Source organism: Caulobacter sp. CCUG 60055 (assembly GCF_022750545.1).
Lineage (GTDB): Bacteria > Pseudomonadota > Alphaproteobacteria > Caulobacterales > Caulobacteraceae > PUIC01.
Window position 1 is genome coordinate 382,978 of sequence record NZ_PUIC01000003.1, and the last position, 20,737, is coordinate 403,714.

Genomic DNA, 20,737 nt, shown 5'->3' on the forward strand with positions numbered 1-20,737 from the left:
CGCGCGCCCACAAGCGGGCCTTCGGGACCCCCGCAAGGGCGATAGGCCCCGGCGCCGCGCGATCGCGGCTTGCCCTGGGGCCTCGGCTTCGCCACCTTCGGCCCATGACCGCCGCCGCCGTTTCCGCCGCCGAGATTTCCGGCGTCTGCCCGCCGCAGTTCGCGCCCGTGCGCGAGGCCTTCGCCGCCAACTTCGCCGAGGACCGCGAACTGGGCGCCCGCTTCAGCCTGGCGATCGAGGGCGAGGTCGTGGTCGACCTTTGGGCGGGGTTCGCCGACCGCCAGCGCACGCGCCCGTTCGACCAGCACACCCTGACGCCGGTGTTCTCGACCACCAAGGCGATCGCCGCGCTGCTGATCGCGCGGCTGGTCGACCAGGGGCGCCTGGCCTACGACCAGCCGGTCGCCGAGGTGTGGCCCGAGTTCGCTGAGGCCGGCAAGGCGCAGGTCACCGTCGAGCAGGTGATGTCGCACCAGGAGGGCCTGCCGGGTTTTCCCGACGAGATCGACCCGGCCCTGTGGTTCGACTGGGACGCCGTCTGCGCCAAGCTGGCGGCCATGGCCCCGATGTGGCCGCCGGGGACGGCCAGCGGCTATCACCCGATCACCTTCGGCTACCTGGCCGGCGAGATCTTCCGCCGCGTCGACGGGCGCACCATGGGGACGGCCCTGCGGCAGGACCTGGCCGAGCCGTTCGGCCTCGACCTGTGGATCGGCCTGCCCGACGCCGAGCATGGCCGGGCCGCCGACCTGATGCGCCCGCCCAACATGCCCGATTTCGGCGAGATCACGCCGGTGATCCGGGCCGCCTTCCTGACCAAGTGGTCGGCGCCGGGCGGGCGCGGCGCGGCCGAGTGGCGGCGGGCGGAGATCCCTTCGGCCAACGGCCACGCCACAGCCCCGGCCCTGGCGCGGCTGATGGGCGCGCTGGCCTGCGACGGCCGGCTCGACGGCGCGCGGGTGCTGTCGCCGGGCATGGCCGCCGGGGCTTCGGCCGAGCGCGTCCGCGGCCGCGACCTGGTGCTGCCCTACGAGATCAGCTGGGGCGCGGGTTTCATGCGCAACGTCCCGAACATGATCTATGGAACCGGCGCGAACAGCTTCGGCCATTCCGGCTGGGGCGGCTCGTGCGCCTTCGCCGACCCGGACCGGGGCGTCTCCGGCGCCTATGTCATGAACCGGCAGTCGGCCGACCTGATCGGCGACTTCCGCGCCCGCCGCCTGATCGACGCGGTCTACGCCGCGCTCTGAGGGCGCCGCGGCGTCCTGATGCTGAGAAAGCCGACGCCGCCGGCCGCGACGGCGCAGGCGGCGGCGATCAGCATCACCGCGCGATAGGCGTGGGCGAAGGCCGCCCTTGCGGCCGGGTCTGCGGCTTCGCCCGCCATCGCCCGGCCCAGGGTCCGAGCGGCGGCGGCCTGGCTCGCGGCGGGCAGGGCGCCGGCGAAGACCTTGGCGAACACCGCCCCCAGGGCGGCGACCGCCAGCAGGCCGGCGACGCGGGCGACGGCGTTGTTGATCCCCGAGGCGACCCCGGCGCGGCCGGGACCCGCGGCCCCCATCACCACGGCGGTCAGCGGGGCGACGGCGATGGTCATGCCGGCCGACAGCGCCGCCAGGCCGGGCAGCACGCCGGTCCAATAGGAGCCGCCCGGCTCGGCCGAGGCCAGCAGGCCAAAGCCGAGGCCGGCCAGGATCGGGCCGACGGTCAGCGGCCCGCGCGCGCCGAACCGGTCGGCGACGGCGCCGGCGGCCGGGGAGAACAGGCCCATGACCAGCGAGAACGGCAGCAGGGCGGCGCCGGCCGCCGCGGCGCTGTAGCCGTCCAGGCGGATGAGGGCGAAGGGCAGGTAGAAGAAGGCGCCGCCGAGGGCGAAATAGAGCAGGAAGGTCAGGCCGTTGGCGCCCGAAAAATCGGCCGACCGGTAGAGGCCCAGCGGCATCATCGGCGTGGGCGAGCGGGCCTGGACCAGGACGAAGGCCGCCAGCAACGCCGTCCCGGCGGCCAGGCCGCCGGCGACCAGCGGGTCCTTCAGCCCGCGCGGAGCGGCCTCGGTCAGGGCCCAGGTCAGCAGGGCCAGGCCGGCGGCGGCCAGGATCGCGCCGCGCCAGTCCAGCGCCCGCGCCGCGGGGTCGCGGCTTTCCGGCACGGCGCGCAGGGTCAGCCAGACGGCGGCCATGGCCAGCGGGACGTTGATCAGGAAGATGGCGCGCCACGAGGCCGCGTCGGTCAGCCAGCCGCCGATCACCGGCCCGGCCGCGGCGGTCACCGAGGCGAAGCCGGCCCAGGCGCCGATGGCCTTGCCGCGCTCCTTCTCGTCGAACACCGCGCCCAGGAGGGCGAGGCTGGCCGGGGTCAGCAGGGCCGCCCCGGCCCCCTGGACGGCGCGGGCGGCGATCAGCCAGCCGACGCCCGGCGCGACGGCGCAGCCTAACGAGGCGGCGGTGAACAGGCCGACGCCGGCCAGGAACATCCGCCGCCGGCCATAGAGGTCGCCGGCCGCCCCGCCGATCAGCACCAGGGCGCCGAGCAGCAGCATGTAGGCGTTCATCACCCACTGGGCGGCGGCCGCGTCGGCGGCGAAGGCCTTCTGGATCGCCGGCAGGGCGACATTGACCACCGAGCCGTCGATGAAGGCCATGCCCGAACCGACGATGCTGGCGGCCAGGGCCAGCCGCTTGTCTGCGGCCGTGAGCAGCGGCGCCGCCGAAGGCCGGCGCACGCCGAGGGCCAGGCCCTGGTCGCAAGGGAGCCTCTGATTGGCGCTCATGCCGCCAGCATGGCGCCGCCCAAGGAGGGGCTCAAGCGGCGGCGGCCGCGCGCACCGCCCGGGTCTTGCGCCAGGCCGCCCAGGCGAACACCGCCACCCCGGCCCAGATGAAGGCGAACGAGACCCCCCGGAGCGGCGTGAAGGTCTCGCCCAGGAACAGGCCCGACAGGAACTGCAGGGTGGGGGCGATGAACTGCAGGAAGCCGATGGTGGTCAGGGGCAGTCGCCGCGCCGCCCAGGCGAACAGCGCCAGCGGCACGACGGTGATCGGCCCGGTGAGCAGCAGCAGGATCATCTCCTGCGGGCCGGCGAAGAAGTGGCCCTGGCCGTGGCTTTCCAGCCAGACGGCGTAGAGCAGGCCAAGGGGGGCGAGGTACAGGCATTCGATGAACAGGCCGGTCTGGGCCTCGACCTTCACCTGCTTGCGGATGACCCCGTAAGTGCAGAAGCTGACGGCCAGGGCCAGCGAGATGAGCGGCAGGTGGCCGAGGGCCAGGGTCTGGACGCCGACGCCGACCGCCGCCAGGGCGATGGCCGCCAGCCCGGCCCAGCCGATGCGCTCGCGGAACAGGGCCGCGCCGACGGCCATGTTCATCAACGGGTTGATGTAGTAGCCGAGGCTGGCCTCCAGCACGCGGTGGTCGTTGACCGCCCAGACATAGATCGTCCAGTTGGCGAAGATGGCCAGGGTCGACAGCACCAGCACGCCCATCATGCGCGGATTGCGCAGCGCCGCGCCGACGGCCTGGCGCTGGCCGGCGATCAGCACCAGGACGGCGGCCCAGATCACCGCCCACAGGGTGCGGTGGGCCATGATCTCGAAGGCCCCGACGCCCAGGCGCGCCAGGAGGTGGAAGAACAGCGGCAGCAGGCCCCAGAGGAAATAGCAGACGAGGCCTGCGGTGAGGGCCTGGCGCCCTTCGGTTTCGGTCGACGACATGGAACGCTCCGCGCACTTGAGCGGTGAAATGAAAATCGCCGCGGACCAGAAGCCCGCGGCGATCAGAAAGCGACCCGAAGGTTGCTGTCCCGGAGCCTAGGCGTGAGCCTTTTCCAGCATGCCGCGCTCATGCAGCAGCTCGGCGATCTGGATGGCGTTGAGGGCCGCGCCTTTTCGCAGGTTGTCGCCGACCACCCACAGGTTCAGCGCGTTGGGCGCCGAATTGTCGTTGCGGATGCGGCTGACATAGACCGGGAACTCGCCCTGGACTTCCTTGGGGGTGATGTAGCCGGTCTCGTCGCGGCGATCGAGCACCACCAGGCCCGGCGCCTCGCGCAGGATCTCGCGGGCGTCGTCCTCGTCGAGCGGGGTGTGGAACTCGATGTTGACCGCCTCGGAATGGCCGACGAACACCGGCACACGCACGCAGGTCACGGTCAGCTTGATGTCCGGATCGATCATCTTGTGGGTTTCGTTCCACATCTTGGCTTCTTCGTCGGTGTAGCCGTCGTCCTTGAAGGCGCCGATGAAGGGGATGACGTTGAACGCGATCTGCTTGGGGAACTTCTTGGGCTCGGAGGCGCCGAGGACGAACACGCCCTTGGTCTGGTTCCACAGCTCGTCCATGCCCTCCTTGCCGGCGCCGGACACCGACTGGTAGGTCGAGACCACCACCCGCTTGATCCTGGCCGCGTCGTGCAGGGGCTTCAGCGCCAGCACCAGCTGCGCCGTCGAGCAGTTGGGGTTGGCGATGATGTTCTTCTTGCGGGCGTCCTTGACCGCGTCCGGGTTCACCTCGGGCACGATCAGCGGCACGTCGGGGTCCATCCGCCAGACCGACGAGTTGTCGATGACGATCGGACCGGCCTTGCCGATCTTTTCCGACCACGCCTTGGAGACCGAGCCGCCGGCGCTCATCAGCACCAGGTCGACGGTCGAGAAGTCGAACTGCTCGATATCCTCGCAGGCGACGACGCCGTCTTTCCAACCGACCTCGACGCCGATGGATTTACGGGACGCGATGGCATGCAGTTTCTCGACGGGGAAGTTCACTTCCTCGAGGATGTTCAACATTTCACGGCCCACATTGCCCGTGGCGCCGACAACGGCCACCCGGTAACCCATCGTTAGTCTCCTGTTTCCCTTGAGCCTTCTCCGCGAGAAGGACGGCGACCGTTACGCTTCAAAGGCGCCCCTTGCAAGGCAAGGAATGTGCACGGGCTTGTGAGCAGACCTAACGGGCCGGCGGGCGGGCGGCCTCGGCGGCCAGGCAGGCGCGCCTGAGCGCGGCCAGGGCCTGCGGCAATTCATGACGCGCCGCCTCGCGCACGGCCCAGGACGGGACGGCCACGCCGAGCGCCATGTGGCCCTCGTAGTCGAGATGTGTGGCCGCGCCGCCGTCGGTCGCCGTCAAGGTCCAGCGGCCCTCCGACCGCGTCCAGTCGCCGGCGATCCGGCGGTAGCTGAGGCCGTGCGGCGGATCGAACTCGGTTCGGATGACGTTGCGCAGGCGCGGCGTGAACCAGGTCTTGGCGATGTGCTCGCGCACGTCCCACCGCCCGGCCGGGTCGCGGTCGAGCACGCGGCACGACACCAGGTTCGGCACCATGTCCCGGGCGTGGTCGCAGTCGGTCAGCACCGCCCAGACCACCTGCGGCGGCGCGGCGATGTCGAAGCTGGCGCGGACCACCCCGCCATGGCCGCCGTCCTCGGCGGCGACGCTGACCGTCGGCGGCCGGTCGGGACGAGGGAGCGGCGTCTCGGCCAGAGCGGCCGTCGCCAGGAGCCAGACGAGGATGATCGGCGGCGAGCGGCCCATGCCTGTTCAGCGCTCGTCGCCGTCCGAGGTTCCGCCGGTCAGCCGGGATTGCGCGGAATGGCGTGGGCGCCCTCGGGCACGCCGTTCCAGGCCTGGGCGCTCTCGGTCCAGATGTGGACCTTGGGGTCGAGCCAGCTGGTGTCGTCGAGGGTGCCGGCCTTGATGAACATCAGCGCCGGACTGGCCGTCGAGCTGGAATAGATCGGCGAGCCGCATTCGGGGCAGAACTTGCGGTGCAGGGTGGCGCCGCTGTCGCCCTGGTCCTCGTAGGTCTTCAACTCGCCGGTGACCGTCACCGTCGGCGTCGGGGCCACGACCACCACCGAGAACGCCGTGCCGCCCTGCTTCTGGCAGTTGCGGCAGTGGCAGACCGCCTGCATCACCGGCTCGGCTTCGGACGTGTAGCGCACGCGGCCGCAAAGGCAGCCGCCTTCGATCCTGGACATGGTCACTTTCTCCCTTGCGGAGGCCCGCCGTTCTAGAGGTCGGCGAAGGCCGCCTTGCGAGGTCCGATATAGCCGAAAAGATAGGCGGCCACCTTGCGCATCTGGATCTCCTCCGAGCCCTCGGTGATGCGGTAGCGGCGGTGGTGGCGATAGATGTGCTCGAACGGCTTGTGGCGGGAATAGCCGATGCCGCCATGCACCTGCATGGCCCGGTCGGCGGCCTCGCAGCACAGGCGGTTAGCCCAGTAGTTGCACATGCTGACCCGGTCGGAGAGGCGCTTCTCGACCTCGACCTTGGGCATCTGGTCCATTTCCCAGGCGGTCTTGCGGATCAGGAGGCGCAGCATCTCGGCCTGGGTGGCCAGTTCGACCAGCGGGAACTGGATGGCCTGGTTCCGGGCCAGGGCCTCGCCGAACGGCTTGCGCCGGCGGGCGTACCTGACGCTTTCCTCGATGCAGTAGACGGCCGCGCCCAGGGACGAGGCCGCCTGGCGGATGCGGTTCTCGTGCACGAAATGCTGGGCCAGGGCCAGGCCGCCGCCCTCGGGCCCGAACATCGCCTCGTCGGGAACCCAGACGTCGGTGAAGCTGACGCGCGGGTGGTCGGTCGGCATGTTGAAGGTCCACAGGTACTCCTCGACCTTCACGCCCGGATCATGGGCGGGAACCAGGAAGCAGGTGATCCCCCGCGCGTCGCCGTCCGCGCCAGACGTGCGGCAGAACAGGGCGCAGTGCGTCGCCACGTGCATGCCGGTGGTCCACATCTTCTCGCCGTCGATCCGCCAGCCGGAGACGCCGTCCCTGGTCTCGCGCACCGCGCGGGTCTCCATGTGGGTGGCGTCCGAGCCGTGGTCCGGCTCGGTCAGGCCGAAGGTCGGCCGGAACCTGCCCTCGAACATCGCCGGGATCAGCGTCGTCCGTTGCGCGTCGGTCCCGAAGTCGCGCAGCATCAGCACGAAGGGGTTGTTGCCGACGATCGAATGCTCGTTCTGCAGGTCGTTGTGCAGGCCCAGCCCCTTGGCGGCCAGGTGCTCGCGGATCACCGCCATGGCCAGGTTGGAGCCGTCCTTGCCGCCGAACTCGGACGGCAGGGCGAAGCGGTAGTGGCCGGCGGCGTCGGCCCGGCGGCGGGCCTCGCCCAGCAGCGCCTCCCATTCCTTGCGGGGCAGGCCCTGGTTGTCCCAGTCGGTGCGGGCGTGTTCGCGGCGATGGTCGAAGAACCGCTCGTTGTCGTCCTGGGCCTGCAGCGGCCTGATCTCGTCCTCTATGAAGGCGTCGAGCTCGGCGAGATAGGCGGTCAGCGCCGGCGGAAGGTTGAAGTCCATGGCCGGGTTTCCTCTGGGTCTTCTTCTTCTTGCGCCGCCGACTATGGGCGTCGGCGGCGACCGGCGGCAATGCTGACCTGGGGGAAGGCGGCGGCGGTTTTTTCGCCGATGCAGAAATCAGTTGCGCACCCGATCTAAACACTGTTATCTTAGCAGTGCTTAGTTCGAACCGGGTCGTCGCTGGGGATAGCGACAGGCGGTCCGGTCCGCGGCTGGGCGCTCAGTACCCCCGTGTCCCACACTCCCCGATCCGCTGGAGGGCTTGTCATGAAGCTCCAAACCCTGGCGCTCGCCGCCACTCTCTCGCTTGGCCTGTCCGCCGTCCTCGGCGGGGCCGCCCTGGCCGACGGCCAGCTCAACGCCGCCCTGCGCGCGCCCGCCGCCAAGACCAAGGTGGTCGCCGGCGGCGCGGTGTGGACCTGCGACGGCGCGGCCTGCGTCGCCGCCGCGGCCCCGTCGCGCGCCTTCTCGGCGGCCGGCTGCAAGGCCCTGGTCAAGGAAGTCGGCCCGGTCGCCGCCTTCGGCGCCGAGGCCCGGCAACTGGACGGCGCCGACTTGGCCAAGTGCAACGGCGAGACCGCCGTCGCCTCGGCCAAGCCGACCCCGGCCGCCGCCAACTGAGTTTCTCCCGCCGAAAGTCGTTCGGCTTTTTCTCGAGCATGACTGGGCGGCGGATCTGATCCGCCGCCCTTCTTTTTTCCGTCCCCATTTTCCGCCTCCGGTCGATTTCCGGCCAAGGGGCGTTGACCGGCGGCGCGGTTCTCTGCGACCAGCCCGTCCGAGGGAGAGCGCTATGAGCCTGGACGCCGGAGAGACCGTTCGTGAGACCGCCGTGCTGGGGGACGGCCCGGGGGCGATGGCCGCGCTGCTGGAGCCCATGCTGCTGCGCGCCGCCGGGCTTTCGGACCTGACGCCGGTGTCGCTGACCATCGACCATGCGGGGCGGGCGGCGCCGGGCGAGCGGCTGGCGGTCGAGGGCCGCCTGGATCGCGCCACGCGCAGCCTGGTCTTCGTCTCCGCCGCCGCGCGGGGGATGGACGGCCGGGCGGTGGCGGCGGCCTCGGCGGTGCTGCGCATCGCGAATCCCTGACCGGCCGCGGGCGGTCCTGGGGCGGGTTCATCCACAGGGGCGCTGTTTTTCTGGGCGCCGTTTGACAAATCGCATTGCGCCCGCGAAACCCCGCCGGCGTTTGATTACCATTTGGTAACTTATTGATAGGACACTGTTTTTCCTAAGTTTAAATCAGGTTGGGCGGGCGCGAACCAAGGCTCGGGAGTGGCGAAAAGGCCACGCTCGCGGAAAAAACCGTCTTTTCATCCGCGGACAGGGCGGTTATCCCAAGGGCCGTAACCGGGGGAGTTCCCAAGCATGCTGCAACGGACCAGGACCGTCATCGGTTCCATGGCCGTCGCGACCGCCCTCTTCTTCGCAGGGGCTGGCGCGGCGCACGCGGACGGATACTGGCAGTGCGCGCCGTTCGCGCGGCTGATCTCGGGGATTCAGATTTTCGGCGACGCCTGGACTTGGTGGGGCCAGGCAGCCGGCAAGTACGCCACGGGCTTCAGCCCCAAGGCCGGCGCCGTCCTGGTCTTCCGCCCGTCGGGCGCCATGCGCCTCGGCCACGTGGCGGTGGTCAGCCAGGTGCTCACCGACCGCGTCATCCAGATCACCCACGCCAACTGGTCGCGCATCGGCGGCACGCGCGGGCAGGTCGAGAAGGACGTCACCGTCGTCGACGTGTCGCCCGCCGGCGACTGGAGCCAGGTCAAGGTCTGGTACGACCCGCTCCGCGACCTGGGTTCGAGCACCTACCCGACCTACGGCTTCATCTATCAGGCTCCCAACCAGAACCCGGCCCAGGCCGTGGCCCGCAACGCGGCCATGACCGTGGCCCAGGCCACCGTCAACCAGGTGGCCTCGGGCGCCCCGACGCCCGGGCGCGGTCCGGCCCAGGCCCTCGGCCAGGCCGCCGCCGACACCGGCGACCGCCTCGCCGCCCTCATCCAGTCGGTGATGGCCGCCGGCGACTCCAAGAGCGGCGCCGCCAACTAAAAGCCTTCTCGGCCATCGCTTCGGCGTCCCGCCGCGTCCGCTTCGGGCGCGGCGCGGTTTCGCGTGCGGCGACAAAAAACCCCGCCCGGCGGAGCCGGACGGGGGTCTTGTCGCGTGAACGCCCCGGGACGAGGCGTCAGGTCTCGCCTTAGCGCGTCAGGCCTTGCCTTCGGCCTTGGCCCGGTCGAGGCCCTTGCGGATCATCTCGGCGGCTTCGTCGGCGTCGCCCCAGCGGACGATGCGGGTCTCCTTGCCCTTCTCCAGGTCCTTGTAGTGCTGGAAGAAGTGGGCGATCTGCTCGGTCATGATCGCCGGCAGCTGGCGGTAGGAGCTGACGCCCGAATGATAGGGGTGCAGGGCGTCGACCGGCACGGCCAGGATCTTCTCGTCGCCGCCCTTCTCGTCCTCCATCAGCAGCACGCCGATCGGGCGGCAGCGGATGACGCAGCCGGCCACCACCGGGATCGGGCCGATCACCAGCACGTCGCAGGGGTCGCCATCGTCCGACAGGGTGTTGGGGATGAAGCCGTAGTTGCCGGGGTAGAACATCGCCGTGTGCAGGAAGCGGTCGACGAACAGGGCGCCCGAGTCCTTGTCGAGTTCGTACTTCACCGGCGAGCCGCCCTGCGGAATCTCGATGACGGCGTTCACGTCGTACGGCGGATTGACGCCCGTCGAGATGCGGGACACGTCCATAGGTCTGCTCCTGGGGAGTGGAGGTCGTTACAGGGCGGGACCTATGGCGCGAACGCGGCGCGGGGGAAAGGCCCGGGCCGCCGATTTGTTCGCGGTTGCGGTAAAAATCCGGTCGCGGAGCGCCGCGCTCACATGTGCTTGCGCACCGGCAGCAGGTCGGGATAACGCGGGTCTCTCTTGGCCTGCCGCGCGGCGAAGGCCTCGGCCATGTGCGGGCCGGAGAACATGCCGGTCTGCCAGGTGGCGATGTAGTCGAGGGCGTCGGCGATGCTGTGGTCGCGGGCGTAGTTGATCATCACCTTGGAGCCGGCCACCGCCAGGGGGGCCTTGGCGGCGATCTCGCGGGCGACAGCCATCACGTGGTCGAGCAGCGCCTCGTGGGTGTCGAACACCGCGTTGACCAGGCCGATCTCCCTGGCCGTCTGCGCCGTCAGGCGGCGGCCGGTATAGGCCAGCTCGCGCACCCAGCCCTGGGGGATCAGGTGGCACAGGCGCGGGAAGGTGCCGACGTCGGCGGTCATGCCGATGTTGATCTCCTGGATGCAGAAGAAGGCGTCGGCGGTGGCGTAGCGGATGTCGCAGGCCGAGGTCATGTCGACCGCCCCGCCGATGCAGCCGCCCTGGATGGCGGCCAGCACCGGCATGCGCGCCTGGTCGAGGCAGCTGAAGCTGTCCTGAAGGTGGCGGACGTGGCGGCGGAAGGCCTCCATGGCGGTGTGGCGGTCGCTCGGCTCGCCGCCGGTGACGCCCTCGCCGTCGGTGAACACCGAAAGGTCCATCCCCGCCGAGAAGTGCTTGCCGGTCGACGAAATGACGATGCAGCGGGCGCGGGCGTTGTCGTCGATGTCGCGGACGATGGCCGGCAGCTCGTTCCAGAACGGCCGGATCATGGTGTTCATGACTTCCGGCCGCTTGAGCCTGATGTGCGCGACCCCATCTTCGATCGAGACGTCGAAACAGACGTAGTCGACGGCGGTATGGATGGTCATCGCGGCCTCCCGGATTATTATCGTCGATCAGATTGAAGGAGGACGGGGCGCCCGTCCACCATGCCCGAAGGGAAAGCGCGGATGGACGCCGCCGTATTTCGAGAGCCCCGGCGGCGGATGATCGCCATCAAGAGCCGCGCCGGGGACGGCCAGATGGCGGCCCTCGATTTCGGCGACGCCGCGCGCCCGGTCGACCTGGTCTTCGTCCACGCCAACGGCTTCAACGCCATGACCTATCGCGGCGTGCTGGGGCCGCTGGCGCTCGGCCTGCGGGTGCTGGCGGTGGACCAGCGCGGCCACGGCGACACCCCGCTGCGCGCCGACCCGCGGGGCCGCCGCAACTGGCACGACCTGCGCGACGACCTCGTCGGCCTGCTCGACAGCCTGGAGGCCGAGGGCGGCGCGCCCCTGGTGCTGTCCGGCCATTCGATGGGCGCCACGGCCTCGCTGCTGGCGGCGGCCGAGCGACCGCGCCGGCTCTCGCGCCTGGTGCTGTTCGAGCCGGTGATCCTGCCGCGCCGCCAGGCGTGGATGGCGCGCCTGCCGATGGCCGCCTCCGCCGCCCGCAACCACGCCATGGTCCAGGCCGCCCTGCGCCGGCGGGCGGTGTTCGACAGCCGCCAGGCCGCGTTCGCGGCCTATCTGGGCCGGGGGGCTTTCAAGACCTGGCCGGAGACCGCCCTGGCCGACTTCGTCGCCGGCGGCTTCAAGGATCGGCCGGACGGCAAGGTCGAGCTGGCCTGCGCCCCGGCCTGGGAGGCCTCGAACTACGCCGCCCAGGGCCACGACCCCTGGCGGGCCGCCGCGCGCCTGCGCCGGCCGATCCATATCCTGCGGGCCCAGCATGGCTCGACCTGCGCCCTGCGCCCTGGCGCGGGTTTCCTCCGCCGGCGCCCGAACATCCAGGTGGAGACCACCGACGGCGCCACCCATTTCCTGCCGATGGAGCGGCCGGACCTCGTGCGCGAGGCGTTGCTCGACGCGGCGGTCTAGCCGCGCGGAAAAGGCGGGCGGTCTAGAGCGCCAGTCCCGGCTTGGCCGCCTTCATCAGCTCGGCGCGGGCCGCCTCGGTGATCGGCACCACCTTGCGGGCGTCGAGGTCGAAGGTCACCGCCACCGCCTCGGAGGCGCCCCAGGCCTTGCCGGTTTCGGGGTCCAGCATCCAGTGGACCATGCGCTTGACGCGGGCGTCGGCGCCGGTGAGGCCCGAACGGATCTCCACCCGGTCGCCGGCCCGGGGCCAGGCCAGGTGGATCAGCCGGTACTCCAGCACCGCGCCGCCGACGCGGGCGGGGCGCTCCGGCGCGGCGGCGGACACCGTCTCGCGTAAGCTGCGGATCAGGCGGGGGATGCCGTCCGACACCCGGCCGATGAACTGCTCGGCCCCGGCCCGACCGAACACGTCGCAGTCGCCCGGGGCGATGGCGCCGGCGGCGATGCGCGTCAGGTCGAGCGCGTCGGCGCGCGCCCCGTCCGCGATCGAGACCGTCTCGGACAGGTCCAGGCTGCGGGCGGCGGCGAAGGCCGGGACCTCGACCGTCAGGGCCTTGGCCCGCTCGCGCGCCGCCTGCGGCCAGGGGAAGGCGACCGCGTCGCGGGGCGTGACGTGGGCGACGCGGGTCTGGAAGGTGGCCGCCGGCTCGCCGGTCTCGGAATGCCACAGCACCTGCAGCAGGCGCGCGTCGGTCTCGCCCATGGCGATCACGCCGCCGGTCATGTGCAGGGGCGCGCCGGCCCGGGCCTCGCGCAGGAAACGGATGTGGTGCTCGCGCAGCAGCAGGGTGGCGTTGGCGTGGGCCGCGAAGGCGTGGGGCATGCCCAGGGCCGCCGCCAGCCCGACCAGCCCCTCCATGGCGCGCGCGACGTAGAAGCGCACGTTCATGTGCCCCATCTCGTCGCATTCCCAGGTGTTGACCCCGCCGCGCCAAACCTCGACGCCGATCTGTGCACTCACGCGCCCGCTCCCCTGTTGCGGCGCAAGTCTAGAGCGGAGGATGGCGGAAAGGCGACCGGTTTTGCGCCGCAGCGCGCGATCAGTCCTGCTCGCGGCAGGCCGCGCACAGGCCGTGGGCCTCGACGGTGACGGCGCGGATGACATAGCCGGCCTGTCCGGCCAGGGCGTCGAGCTCGCCGCCGACCACCATCGGCTCGACCTCGCGCGTCGCGCCGCAGCAGTCGCAGATCAGGAAGGCGGCCGAGTGGCTCTCCTGGCTGCGGCGGCAGGCGACATAGGCGTTCAGGCTCTCGATGCGGTGGGCGAAGCCCTGCCGCTCCAGGAAGTCCAGCGCCCGATAGACGGTTGGCGGCTTGGCCGGGGCGCCGTCGGTCCCGAAGGTCGAGATCAGGTCGTAGGCCTTCACCGGCTGGCCGGCCTCCAGCAGCAGCTCCAGCACCCGGCGGCGTGGATCGGTCAGGCGCTGGTCCAGCTTGACGCAGCGGCTCTCGGCGGCGGCCAGTTCGGCCTGAAGGGCCTGACCGTGCAGGCCGGGGCCGTCGCCGTGGCTGTGAGCGCATGTCGATGACATGCCCTATCAGGTAAAGGCGCGGCGGCCCCGGCGCAAGCTTGGGCCTGGCGCGAGCCTGTGCGAAGCTGCGCCGGAGGAGCCGCCGCCATGTCGAGCCCCGCCACCCCGCCGACCGCCCAGGACACGCCCCTGGGCGGCGATCCGCCGCCGGTCCGCATCGTCACGGAACGGCACGGTCTGGGCGTGCGCCTCGGCCACTGGGTCAATGTCGTCGCCCTGTTCGCGTTGCTGTTCAGCGGCCTGCAGATCTTCAACGCCCATCCGGCCCTGTACTGGGGTCTGCGGTCGGATTTCGAGCGGCCGGTCCTGGCCATGGCGGCCGAGGACGCCGGCGGGGGCCGTCTGCGCGGGACGACGACGCTGGCCGGGCGGCGGTTCGACACCACCGGCGTCCTGGGCCTGTCGGTCGAGCGGGGCGAGGCGGTGGAGCGCGGGTTCCCGGCCTGGGCGACCCTGCCCAGCTACCGCGACCTGGCCACCGGGCGGCGGTGGCATTTCTTCTTCGCCTGGCTGTTCGCCGTCAACGGCGCGGTCTATCTGGCGGCGGCCCTGCTCGGCGGCCATCTGCGCCGGGACCTCGCCCCCACCCGGCGCGATCTGCGCCACATCGGCGCCGACGTCTGGGACCACCTGCGCCTGCGCTTTCCCAAGGGCTGGGCCGCGGCGCGCTACAACGTGCTGCAGAAGCTGGCCTATCTGGGGGTGATCCTGGTGCTGGGCCCGACCATGGTGCTGACCGGCATGACCATGTCGCCGGGCCTCGACGCCGCCATGCCCTGGCTGCTCGACCTGTTCGGCGGCCGTCAGTCCGCCCGGACACTGCACTTCGCGGCGGCCAGCCTGATCGTGCTGTTCATCGTCGTCCACCTGGTCATGGTGCTGCTCAGCGGGCCGATCAACCAGCTGCGCGGCATGATCACCGGCCGTTACGTCGTCGTCGTTCCGAAGGAAGCGGCCCGGCCCGGGAAAGAGGCCAAGGAGGAAGCATGAGCGGCGATCCGCACCGCCGCGGCTGGCTGGCCGGCCTGGGCGCGGGCCTCGGGGGGCTGTGGCTGGCCGGCTGCGACCGGCTTTCCCGCAGCGAGCGGGCCCTCGGCGCCCTGGGCGCGGCCGAGCCGCTGAACCGCGCCGTCCAGCGCCTGCTCGGCCGCTCGGCCCTCGCGCCCGAGTTCACCCGCGCCGACCTGTCGCCGGCCTTCAAGGTCAATGGCACGGCGAATCCTCCGGATACGGATTATCAGGCCCTGGCGGCGGGCGGCTTCGCGGACTGGCGCCTGGTCGTCGACGGCCTGGTCGAGCGGCCGCTGTCCCTGACGCTGGACGAGGTGCGCGCCCTGCCGGCCCGCACCCAGATCACCCGCCACGACTGCGTCGAGGGCTGGAGCTGCATAGGCGAATGGACGGGCGCGCGGCTGGGGCCGCTGCTCGACCGGGCCGGGCTGAAGCCGCAGGCGCGCTTCGTGATCCTCCACTGCGCCGACACCCTCGACGACACCGCGCCCGAGGGCCTGCGCAAATACTACGAGAGCATCGATCTGGTCGACGCGCGCCACCCCCAGACCATCCTGGCCTATGCGATGAACGGCGCGCCGCTGAGCGTCGGCCATGGCGCGCCCCTGCGCCTGCGCGTCGAGCGCCAGCTCGGCTACAAGCAGGCCAAGTACGTCATGCGTATCGAGGCGGCCGCCACCCTGGCCGGCCACGGCGCCGGCAAGGGCGGCTTCTGGGAGGACCGCGGCTACGAGTGGTACGCGGGGATCTGAGGTCGCCCCGCCGTTCGTCTCCGCGAAGGCGGGGGTGAGCGGGCGCCGGATTAGTAAGGCGTCTTGGCGATCAGGGCCGCCTCGGCGTCGCAGGCCTGGGGCGCGGGGGCCTTGGCCTTCCTGAGGGCGGCGATCTCGGCCCGGGCGGCGGCGAGGTCGTCGCGGAACTCGGGCGAGCCGTGCAGGGTGGCGACCAGGATCGAGGCGTTGGTGCGGCCCGCCTCGATGGCACTGGCGTTGTGCACGCCGCAGACCACGCGGCTCTCGCCGAACGCGCGGGCGCGGACCAGGATGTCCTGGCTGCGGTCGGGAACGGCCTCGGCGAGGACCAGGCCGATGGTCCAGCCCCAGGTGGTGTGGCCGGACGGATAGTCCGGGCTCTTGGCCAGGCTCTCGTCCTTGGCCACGCAGATGTCGCCCTGGTCGATCAGATAGGGGCGCTGGCGCTTGTAGAAGTCCTTGGGCGGGTTGACGGCGTTGCGCACGTCGAAGCGCATGCGGTCGATCAGGGCGGCGGCGCGCGGCGCGTTCTCGCGGGTCAGGGCGACGCCGGCGGCGCAGCTGAAGTCGCGCATCATCGCCGCGACATTATCCTCGGCGTCGGCGACGGCCAGGGTCCAGCGCGGCGTGTCCTTCAGGGCGCGGGTGTCGCGGAACGCCGTGCGGTCGGCCTCGTAGCGGTAGTCGCCCGGCTTCGGCGCCGGCGGCAGCACCCGCAGGGTGTCGAGCGCGCCCTCGGGCAGGTAGCCGCCCTTGATGAAGCTGGCCACCACCGGCGCGATCGGCGGGCTGGGGGCGATCTCGGCGACGGCCAGGCCGGCGGCGGCCCCGGCGACGACCAGGGCGGCCAGCGAGGCGGCGGCGATGAACGGCTTGCGCATAAGAAAAGGTCCCCTCGAAACCGAGGGGACCTTGCCTTGCGGATGATGACGCTTTCAACCCTTAAAGGGCGGGTCCGGCGGGGCGCGGGGGCCTCAGGCGAACAGCTTGGCCCAGCGGCGCTTCTCGCGGGTCTTCCAGGCTCCGCGGTGATAGGCGTCCGAGCCGATCAGCGGCACGACGGTGGTGGCCTCGGCGAACACCATCTGCTCGTAGGTGGTCTGGACCTTGCCCCACGAGGCGGCTTCCTTGAGGGTCGAGGACGAGCAGGCGCCGTCGCGCACGTCGGCGACGGTGATCTGCACGGCGTACTTGTGCATCTCGGCCTCGACGCCGAGGATCTCGGCGCAGACCACGGTGTCCTGGGCGAAGTTCTTGGGCACGCCGCCGCCGACCATGAACAGGCCGGTGACGCCGGCGGCGATCTTGATGTCCGTCAGTTCACGGAAGTCCGCCACGGCGTCGATGCACATGTAGGGCTGCTTGGCCGCCGCGCGCTCCTTCTGGTGCTTGACCAGGCCGAAGCCGGCCGAGCTGTCGACGAAGGCCGGGCAGAAGATCGGCACGCCTTCCTCGTAGGCGGTCTGGATCAGGCTGCCGGGCTTCTTGGCGTTGCCTTCCGACAGCCACTTGCCCATCTCCCAGATGAACTCGCGCGAGGAATAGGGGCGCGGCTCCAGGCGGTTGGCGATCTCCAGGATGGTGTGGTCGCAGGCCTGCAGTTCTTCTTCGTCGATATAGGTGTCGTAGATGCGGTCGATGTAGTGGGCGCGCAGCTCGTTGTCGTCGACCTGGCCGGCGGCCTGATAGTGCTGGAAGCCCAGGGCCTCGAAGAAGTCCATGTCGACGATCGAGGCGCCGGTGGCGACCACGGCGTCGACCATCCCGAACTTCACCATGTCGCGATAGACGTGCATGCAGCCGCCGGCGCTGGTCGAGCCGGCCAGGATCAGCCAGGGCGAGCAGGCCTTGTCTTCCAGCGCCATGTTGAAGATGTCGGCGGCGCGGGCCGTGTCGCGCGACGAGAAGCTCATCTTGCGCATGGCGTCGATCACCGGCCGGGCGTCGTAGGCGGTGATGTCGACGTGTTCGACCACGTTGGTCAGCAGTTCGGCTTTCCGATTGGATTCGGCGTTCATCTTTGAGGTTTCCCTTCGCAAGGTCCCGCGGGAGGAGCGCCCGTCCAAAATAGAACGCGCCGGCCCGGACGGAGCGACGGACCGGCGCGGATGAGAAAACCGGCGAGCCGGCGCTTGAACTATTTACGGCGACGTTTGCTACGCCGCGCACGCGACAGTTTCACGACCGTCTCGCTCTCGACGCGGGGCGTCGGGATCGAGCGGCGCGCGAGGCCGTACATCGAGGCCATCGGCGCGTCGTCGACGACGGCGGTCTCGGTGTCGCCGTAGCCGTTGAAGCGGGTGGCCATGGCGACGCCGTAGGCGCCCATCATGCCGATCTCGATGTAGTCGCCCTCGTCGATGTCCGCCGGCAGCCAGAACGGCCCCGGCATCTGATCGATGGAGTCGCAGGTCGGGCCGTAGAACTTGAACGGCTTCAGCTCGGTCGAGGCCTCGGCGTCACGCACCAGCTTGACCGGGAACGGCCATTTCGAGTGCGTGGCGTCGAACAGCGTGCCGTACGAGCCGTCGTTCAGGTAAAGGGCGTCGCCCTTGCGCAGCTCGACCTTGGCCAGCACCGAGGAGCTCTCGGCGACCAGCGCGCGGCCGGGCTCGCACCACAGCTCGGTGGTCTCGTGAACCATCATCTCGGCGAAGCCGCGATGGATGGAGTCGGCGTAGTCGCGCAGGTCCGGCGGGATCATGCCCGGATAGACCGACGGGAAGCCGCCGCCCACGTCGATCACGTCGGCGAAGACGCCGGCGCGGACGAGGCTGCGCGAGGCCGAGGCCATGGCCGCCTGGAAGGCGGTCGGCCGCATGCACTGGCTGCCGACATGGAACGAGACGCCCATCAGGTCCTGGGTGGCGCGGCGCGCGGCGAGCATCAGGCCGGGGGCCTGGTCCGGCTCGACGCCGAACTTGCCCGACAGCGAATACATCGCCCCGTTCTGCGCCGGCGCGGCCAAGCGGACGATCAGGTTCAGGTCCTTGGCCTGTCCCGTCGCGTCGATGATCTTGGCCAGCTCCTCGTGCGTGTCGAACGAGAAGGTGCGGACCCCATGGTCGAAATAGGCGGCCGAGATGGCGCGGCGGCTCTTGACCGGGTGCATGAAAGCCATGCGGGAACCCGGCGCGTGCTCCGCCACCAGCTCGATCTCCGGGACCGAGGCCACATCGAACGACGTTACGCCGGCTTCCGCCAGGGTCTTGATGACCCACGGGGACGGGTTAGCCTTGACGGCGTAGAAGACGTCGCCTTTGAAGTTTTCCTGGAACCAGCGCGCCGCTACGGCCACGGCGCCCGGTCGCACGAGTGCGACAGGACGTTCAGGCGACCGCTCACGGACCAGGTCCAGGGGCGTATGGTACGTGCGCAACTCACGTAACCCCCTGCAGATTGTTAACCCAGGCCGGCGTTAGCAGCGCGTCTTGGACTTCGGGTCCGCCGGAAGGCGTGCACATAGGGAAAGTGGCGACCGCTGTAAAGGCGTTTTGCGCGGAAATGCGCGCCGGCCTTGCGATTCATCCCCCGCCCTGTCATCAAACCTTAGCGTGGCTGCTCCATGAACGCCGCGATTTGCGTGAGGAAATCCCGCCAGCCATGACGTCGGACGCCGTGCTTTCCGTCAGCGCCGTGTCGAAGACCTACGGGCAGCGCAAGGCGCTGAACGGCGTGTCTTTGTCGGTCGCCAAGGGCGAGATGGTCGCTCTGATCGGCCCTTCCGGCTCCGGCAAGTCGACTCTCCTGCGCGCCATGACCGGCTTCGTCGCCATCGACGCCGGCGACGGCCGCATCGACGCCCTCGGGCGCAAGGTCCAGGCCAGGGGCAAGATCAGCGACGACATCCGCCAGGTGCGCTCGCGCATCTGCGTGGTGTTCCAGCAGTTCAACCTGGTCGGCCGCCTGACCCTGTTCACCAACGCCGCCCTCGGCGGCCTGGGGCACATGGGCTTCTGGCGCGGTCTGTTCGGCCGCTGGTCCCGCGCCGACAAGGACGCGGTGATGGGCGCCCTGCACCGGGTGGGCGTGTCGGACTACGCCGGCCAGCGGGCCGCCACCCTGTCCGGCGGCCAGCAGCAGCGCGGCGCCATCGCCCGCGCCCTGGTGCAGAAGGCCGACATCATCCTGGCCGACGAGCCGGTGGCCTCGCTCGACCCGGTCTCGGCCCGGCGGGTGATGGAGCTGCTGTGCGACCTCAACCGCGACGACGGCATCAGCGTCGTCGTCACCCTGCACCAGGTCGACTACGCCATGCGCTATTGCAGCCGCGTCGTCGCCCTCAAGGCCGGCCGCGTCGTCTATGACGGGCCGTCCAGCGGCCTGGCCCGCGACCAGTTGATCGACATCTATGGCCCGGAGATCGAAGAGGTCTTCTGGGAAGGAGATCCGAAATGATCCGCCGCGCCCTGATCGCGCCCCTGATCGCCGGCGGCCTGGCCGCCCTGCTGCTGGCCGGCTGCGGCCAGAAGGCGGCCGCGCCCAAGTCGGCGACGCCGCCGGTCCTGACCTTCTCGATCCTGTCCGCCGAGAACCAGCAGTCGATGGCGCCCCTGTGGCAGCCGATGCTGGACGACATGCAGAAGGAGACGGGGCTGAAGGTGAAGCCCTTCTTCGCCTCGAACTACAGCTCGCTGATCGAGGCCATGCGCTTCAACCAGGTGCAGCTGGGCTGGTTCTCGGCCCTGCCGGCGCTGGAGGCCACCCGCCGGGCCGACGCCGAGGTGTTGGGCCGGGTTGTCGACCTGGGCGGCGAGGGCGTCTACCAGTCGGTGCTGATCGCCCGGAAGGGCTCGGGCGTCACCCTCGACAAGGTGCTGGCCTGCGGCAAGAAATATTCGTTCGGCCTGGGCGACGTGAAGTCGACCTCGGGCACCCTGGCCCCGATGGCCTATCTGTTCACGCCCAAGAGCATCGAGCCGGCCGACTGCTTCAAGACGGTGCGCTCGGCCAGCCACCAGGCCAACCTGTTCGCGGTGGCCAACGGCACCGTCGACGTCGCCACCGGCAACACCGTCGGCATGGTGTTCGCCAAGCGCGACAACCCGGCCATCGCCGACAAGGTCGAGGTGATCTGGACCTCGCCGCCGCTGCCGGAATCCTCGATCGTCGCCCGCAAGGACCTCGACCCGGCGGTCAAGGAGAAGCTGCGCAGCTTCTTCCTGACCTACGGGACCAAGCCCGGCCCCGACGGCGACCGCCAGCGCGAGGTGCTGAAGAAGCTGACCTATGGCGGCTTCAGGCCGGCCGACAATTCCTACCTCGACCCGGTCCGCGAGATGGAGGCCTCGACCGAGCTGGCCGAGGCCCGCAAGTCCAGGGACGCCGGCCGCATCGCCAAGGCCCAGAAGGCTTATGACGCGGTGAAGGCCGAGATCGCCGCCCGCGCCGCCGCCAATCCCGGCGCCTGA

Annotated in this window: 22 protein-coding genes; 9 read left to right on the forward strand and 13 right to left on the reverse strand. The window is 70.6% G+C overall.

Features of this window, described 5'->3' with window-relative positions:
• Positions 1–104 precede the first annotated feature (104 nt).
• Positions 105–1,250 (forward strand): serine hydrolase domain-containing protein, encoded by a 1,146-nt coding sequence (locus C5708_RS06970; protein WP_242919280.1) that lies wholly within the window; start codon positions 105–107, stop codon positions 1,248–1,250.
• Here C5708_RS06970 and C5708_RS06975 read toward each other — a convergent pair.
• The 6 genes from C5708_RS06975 to C5708_RS07000 all read right to left on the reverse strand — a co-directional run bounded on the left by C5708_RS06975 (position 1,235) and on the right by C5708_RS07000 (position 7,300).
• Complete coding sequence (locus C5708_RS06975; RefSeq protein ID WP_242919282.1) at positions 1,235–2,770, reverse strand: MFS transporter; 1,536 nt, start codon at positions 2,768–2,770, stop codon at positions 1,235–1,237. The two genes, C5708_RS06970 and C5708_RS06975, sit on opposite strands and share 16 nt — an antisense overlap.
• 31 nt (positions 2,771–2,801) lie before the next feature.
• Positions 2,802–3,710 carry an EamA family transporter RarD gene (gene rarD / locus C5708_RS06980; protein ID WP_242919283.1) on the reverse strand — a complete coding sequence of 303 codons (909 nt, stop codon included), beginning with the start codon at positions 3,708–3,710 and terminating at the stop codon, positions 2,802–2,804.
• Between the two features lie 96 nt (positions 3,711–3,806).
• On the reverse strand, positions 3,807–4,835 hold the full coding sequence (locus tag C5708_RS06985) for an aspartate-semialdehyde dehydrogenase (protein ID WP_242919285.1): 1,029 nt from the start codon (positions 4,833–4,835) through the stop codon (positions 3,807–3,809).
• 109 nt (positions 4,836–4,944) lie between these two features.
• Entirely contained in the window at positions 4,945–5,529 is a 585-nt protein-coding gene (locus tag C5708_RS06990; protein ID WP_242919287.1) for an SRPBCC family protein, read from the reverse strand.
• Between the two features lie 38 nt (positions 5,530–5,567).
• Positions 5,568–5,975, reverse strand: a complete 408-nt coding sequence (locus tag C5708_RS06995) for a GFA family protein (RefSeq protein WP_242919289.1) — start codon at positions 5,973–5,975, stop codon at positions 5,568–5,570.
• A gap of 32 nt (positions 5,976–6,007) precedes the next feature.
• A complete protein-coding gene (locus C5708_RS07000) occupies positions 6,008–7,300 on the reverse strand; it encodes an acyl-CoA dehydrogenase family protein (RefSeq protein WP_242919290.1) in 1,293 nt (430 codons plus the stop codon).
• Positions 7,301–7,567: 267 nt separating this feature from the next.
• Between C5708_RS07000 and C5708_RS07005 the strand changes: the two genes are divergently transcribed.
• The 3 genes from C5708_RS07005 to C5708_RS07015 all read left to right on the forward strand — a co-directional run bounded on the left by C5708_RS07005 (position 7,568) and on the right by C5708_RS07015 (position 9,353).
• On the forward strand, positions 7,568–7,921 hold the full coding sequence (locus C5708_RS07005) for a hypothetical protein (RefSeq protein WP_242919292.1): 354 nt from the start codon (positions 7,568–7,570) through the stop codon (positions 7,919–7,921).
• 172 nt (positions 7,922–8,093) lie between these two features.
• On the forward strand, positions 8,094–8,390 hold the full coding sequence (locus C5708_RS07010) for a hypothetical protein (protein ID WP_242919294.1): 297 nt from the start codon (positions 8,094–8,096) through the stop codon (positions 8,388–8,390).
• A 279-nt stretch (positions 8,391–8,669) separates the two neighbouring features.
• Complete coding sequence (locus C5708_RS07015) at positions 8,670–9,353, forward strand: CHAP domain-containing protein (protein ID WP_242919296.1); 684 nt, start codon at positions 8,670–8,672, stop codon at positions 9,351–9,353.
• Between the two features lie 156 nt (positions 9,354–9,509).
• Here the strand turns inward: C5708_RS07015 and ppa are convergent, their stop codons facing one another.
• The gene (ppa, locus tag C5708_RS07020; RefSeq protein WP_242919298.1) at positions 9,510–10,049 is read right to left on the reverse strand and encodes an inorganic diphosphatase; all 540 of its coding nucleotides are present in this window, start codon (positions 10,047–10,049) and stop codon (positions 9,510–9,512) included.
• Positions 10,050–10,177: 128 nt separating this feature from the next.
• A complete protein-coding gene (locus tag C5708_RS07025; RefSeq protein ID WP_242919300.1) occupies positions 10,178–11,038 on the reverse strand; it encodes a crotonase/enoyl-CoA hydratase family protein in 861 nt (286 codons plus the stop codon).
• Between the two features lie 81 nt (positions 11,039–11,119).
• On the opposite strand from C5708_RS07025, the gene C5708_RS07030 reads away from it, so the two are divergent.
• Positions 11,120–12,031 (forward strand): alpha/beta hydrolase, encoded by a 912-nt coding sequence (locus tag C5708_RS07030; RefSeq protein ID WP_242919302.1) that lies wholly within the window; start codon positions 11,120–11,122, stop codon positions 12,029–12,031.
• A 22-nt stretch (positions 12,032–12,053) separates the two neighbouring features.
• Here C5708_RS07030 and C5708_RS07035 read toward each other — a convergent pair whose 3' ends face one another.
• Both C5708_RS07035 and C5708_RS07040 read right to left on the reverse strand, forming a co-directional pair.
• Positions 12,054–12,992 carry a thioesterase family protein gene (locus C5708_RS07035; RefSeq protein WP_242919304.1) on the reverse strand — a complete coding sequence of 313 codons (939 nt, stop codon included), beginning with the start codon at positions 12,990–12,992 and terminating at the stop codon, positions 12,054–12,056.
• Between the two features lie 79 nt (positions 12,993–13,071).
• Complete coding sequence (locus C5708_RS07040) at positions 13,072–13,563, reverse strand: Fur family transcriptional regulator (protein ID WP_242919306.1); 492 nt, start codon at positions 13,561–13,563, stop codon at positions 13,072–13,074.
• Positions 13,564–13,650: 87 nt separating this feature from the next.
• Here C5708_RS07040 and C5708_RS07045 point away from each other — a divergent pair, with 87 nt between their 5' ends.
• The gene (locus tag C5708_RS07045) at positions 13,651–14,553 is read left to right on the forward strand and encodes a cytochrome b/b6 domain-containing protein (protein WP_242919308.1); all 903 of its coding nucleotides are present in this window, start codon (positions 13,651–13,653) and stop codon (positions 14,551–14,553) included.
• Positions 14,550–15,326, forward strand: coding sequence for a molybdopterin-binding protein (locus tag C5708_RS07050; protein ID WP_242919310.1), 777 nt, complete (start codon positions 14,550–14,552; stop codon positions 15,324–15,326). Before C5708_RS07045 ends, C5708_RS07050 begins: the two co-directional genes overlap by 4 nt.
• A 50-nt stretch (positions 15,327–15,376) precedes the next feature.
• Here the strand turns inward: C5708_RS07050 and C5708_RS07055 are convergent, their stop codons facing one another.
• The 3 genes from C5708_RS07055 to C5708_RS07065 all read right to left on the reverse strand — a co-directional run bounded on the left by C5708_RS07055 (position 15,377) and on the right by C5708_RS07065 (position 18,705).
• Complete coding sequence (locus tag C5708_RS07055) at positions 15,377–16,207, reverse strand: phosphatase PAP2 family protein (protein WP_242919312.1); 831 nt, start codon at positions 16,205–16,207, stop codon at positions 15,377–15,379.
• 93 nt (positions 16,208–16,300) lie between these two features.
• Positions 16,301–17,395 carry a deoxyhypusine synthase gene (locus C5708_RS07060; RefSeq protein ID WP_242919661.1) on the reverse strand — a complete coding sequence of 365 codons (1,095 nt, stop codon included), beginning with the start codon at positions 17,393–17,395 and terminating at the stop codon, positions 16,301–16,303.
• 68 nt (positions 17,396–17,463) lie between these two features.
• Entirely contained in the window at positions 17,464–18,705 is a 1,242-nt protein-coding gene (locus C5708_RS07065) for a type III PLP-dependent enzyme (RefSeq protein WP_242919313.1), read from the reverse strand.
• A gap of 224 nt (positions 18,706–18,929) precedes the next feature.
• Here C5708_RS07065 and phnC point away from each other — a divergent pair, with 224 nt between their 5' ends.
• Together phnC and phnD are read left to right on the forward strand one after the other, a co-directional pair.
• Complete coding sequence (gene phnC / locus C5708_RS07070; protein WP_242919315.1) at positions 18,930–19,724, forward strand: phosphonate ABC transporter ATP-binding protein; 795 nt, start codon at positions 18,930–18,932, stop codon at positions 19,722–19,724.
• On the forward strand, positions 19,721–20,737 hold the full coding sequence (gene phnD, locus C5708_RS07075) for a phosphate/phosphite/phosphonate ABC transporter substrate-binding protein (RefSeq protein ID WP_242919323.1): 1,017 nt from the start codon (positions 19,721–19,723) through the stop codon (positions 20,735–20,737). Before phnC ends, phnD begins: the two co-directional genes overlap by 4 nt.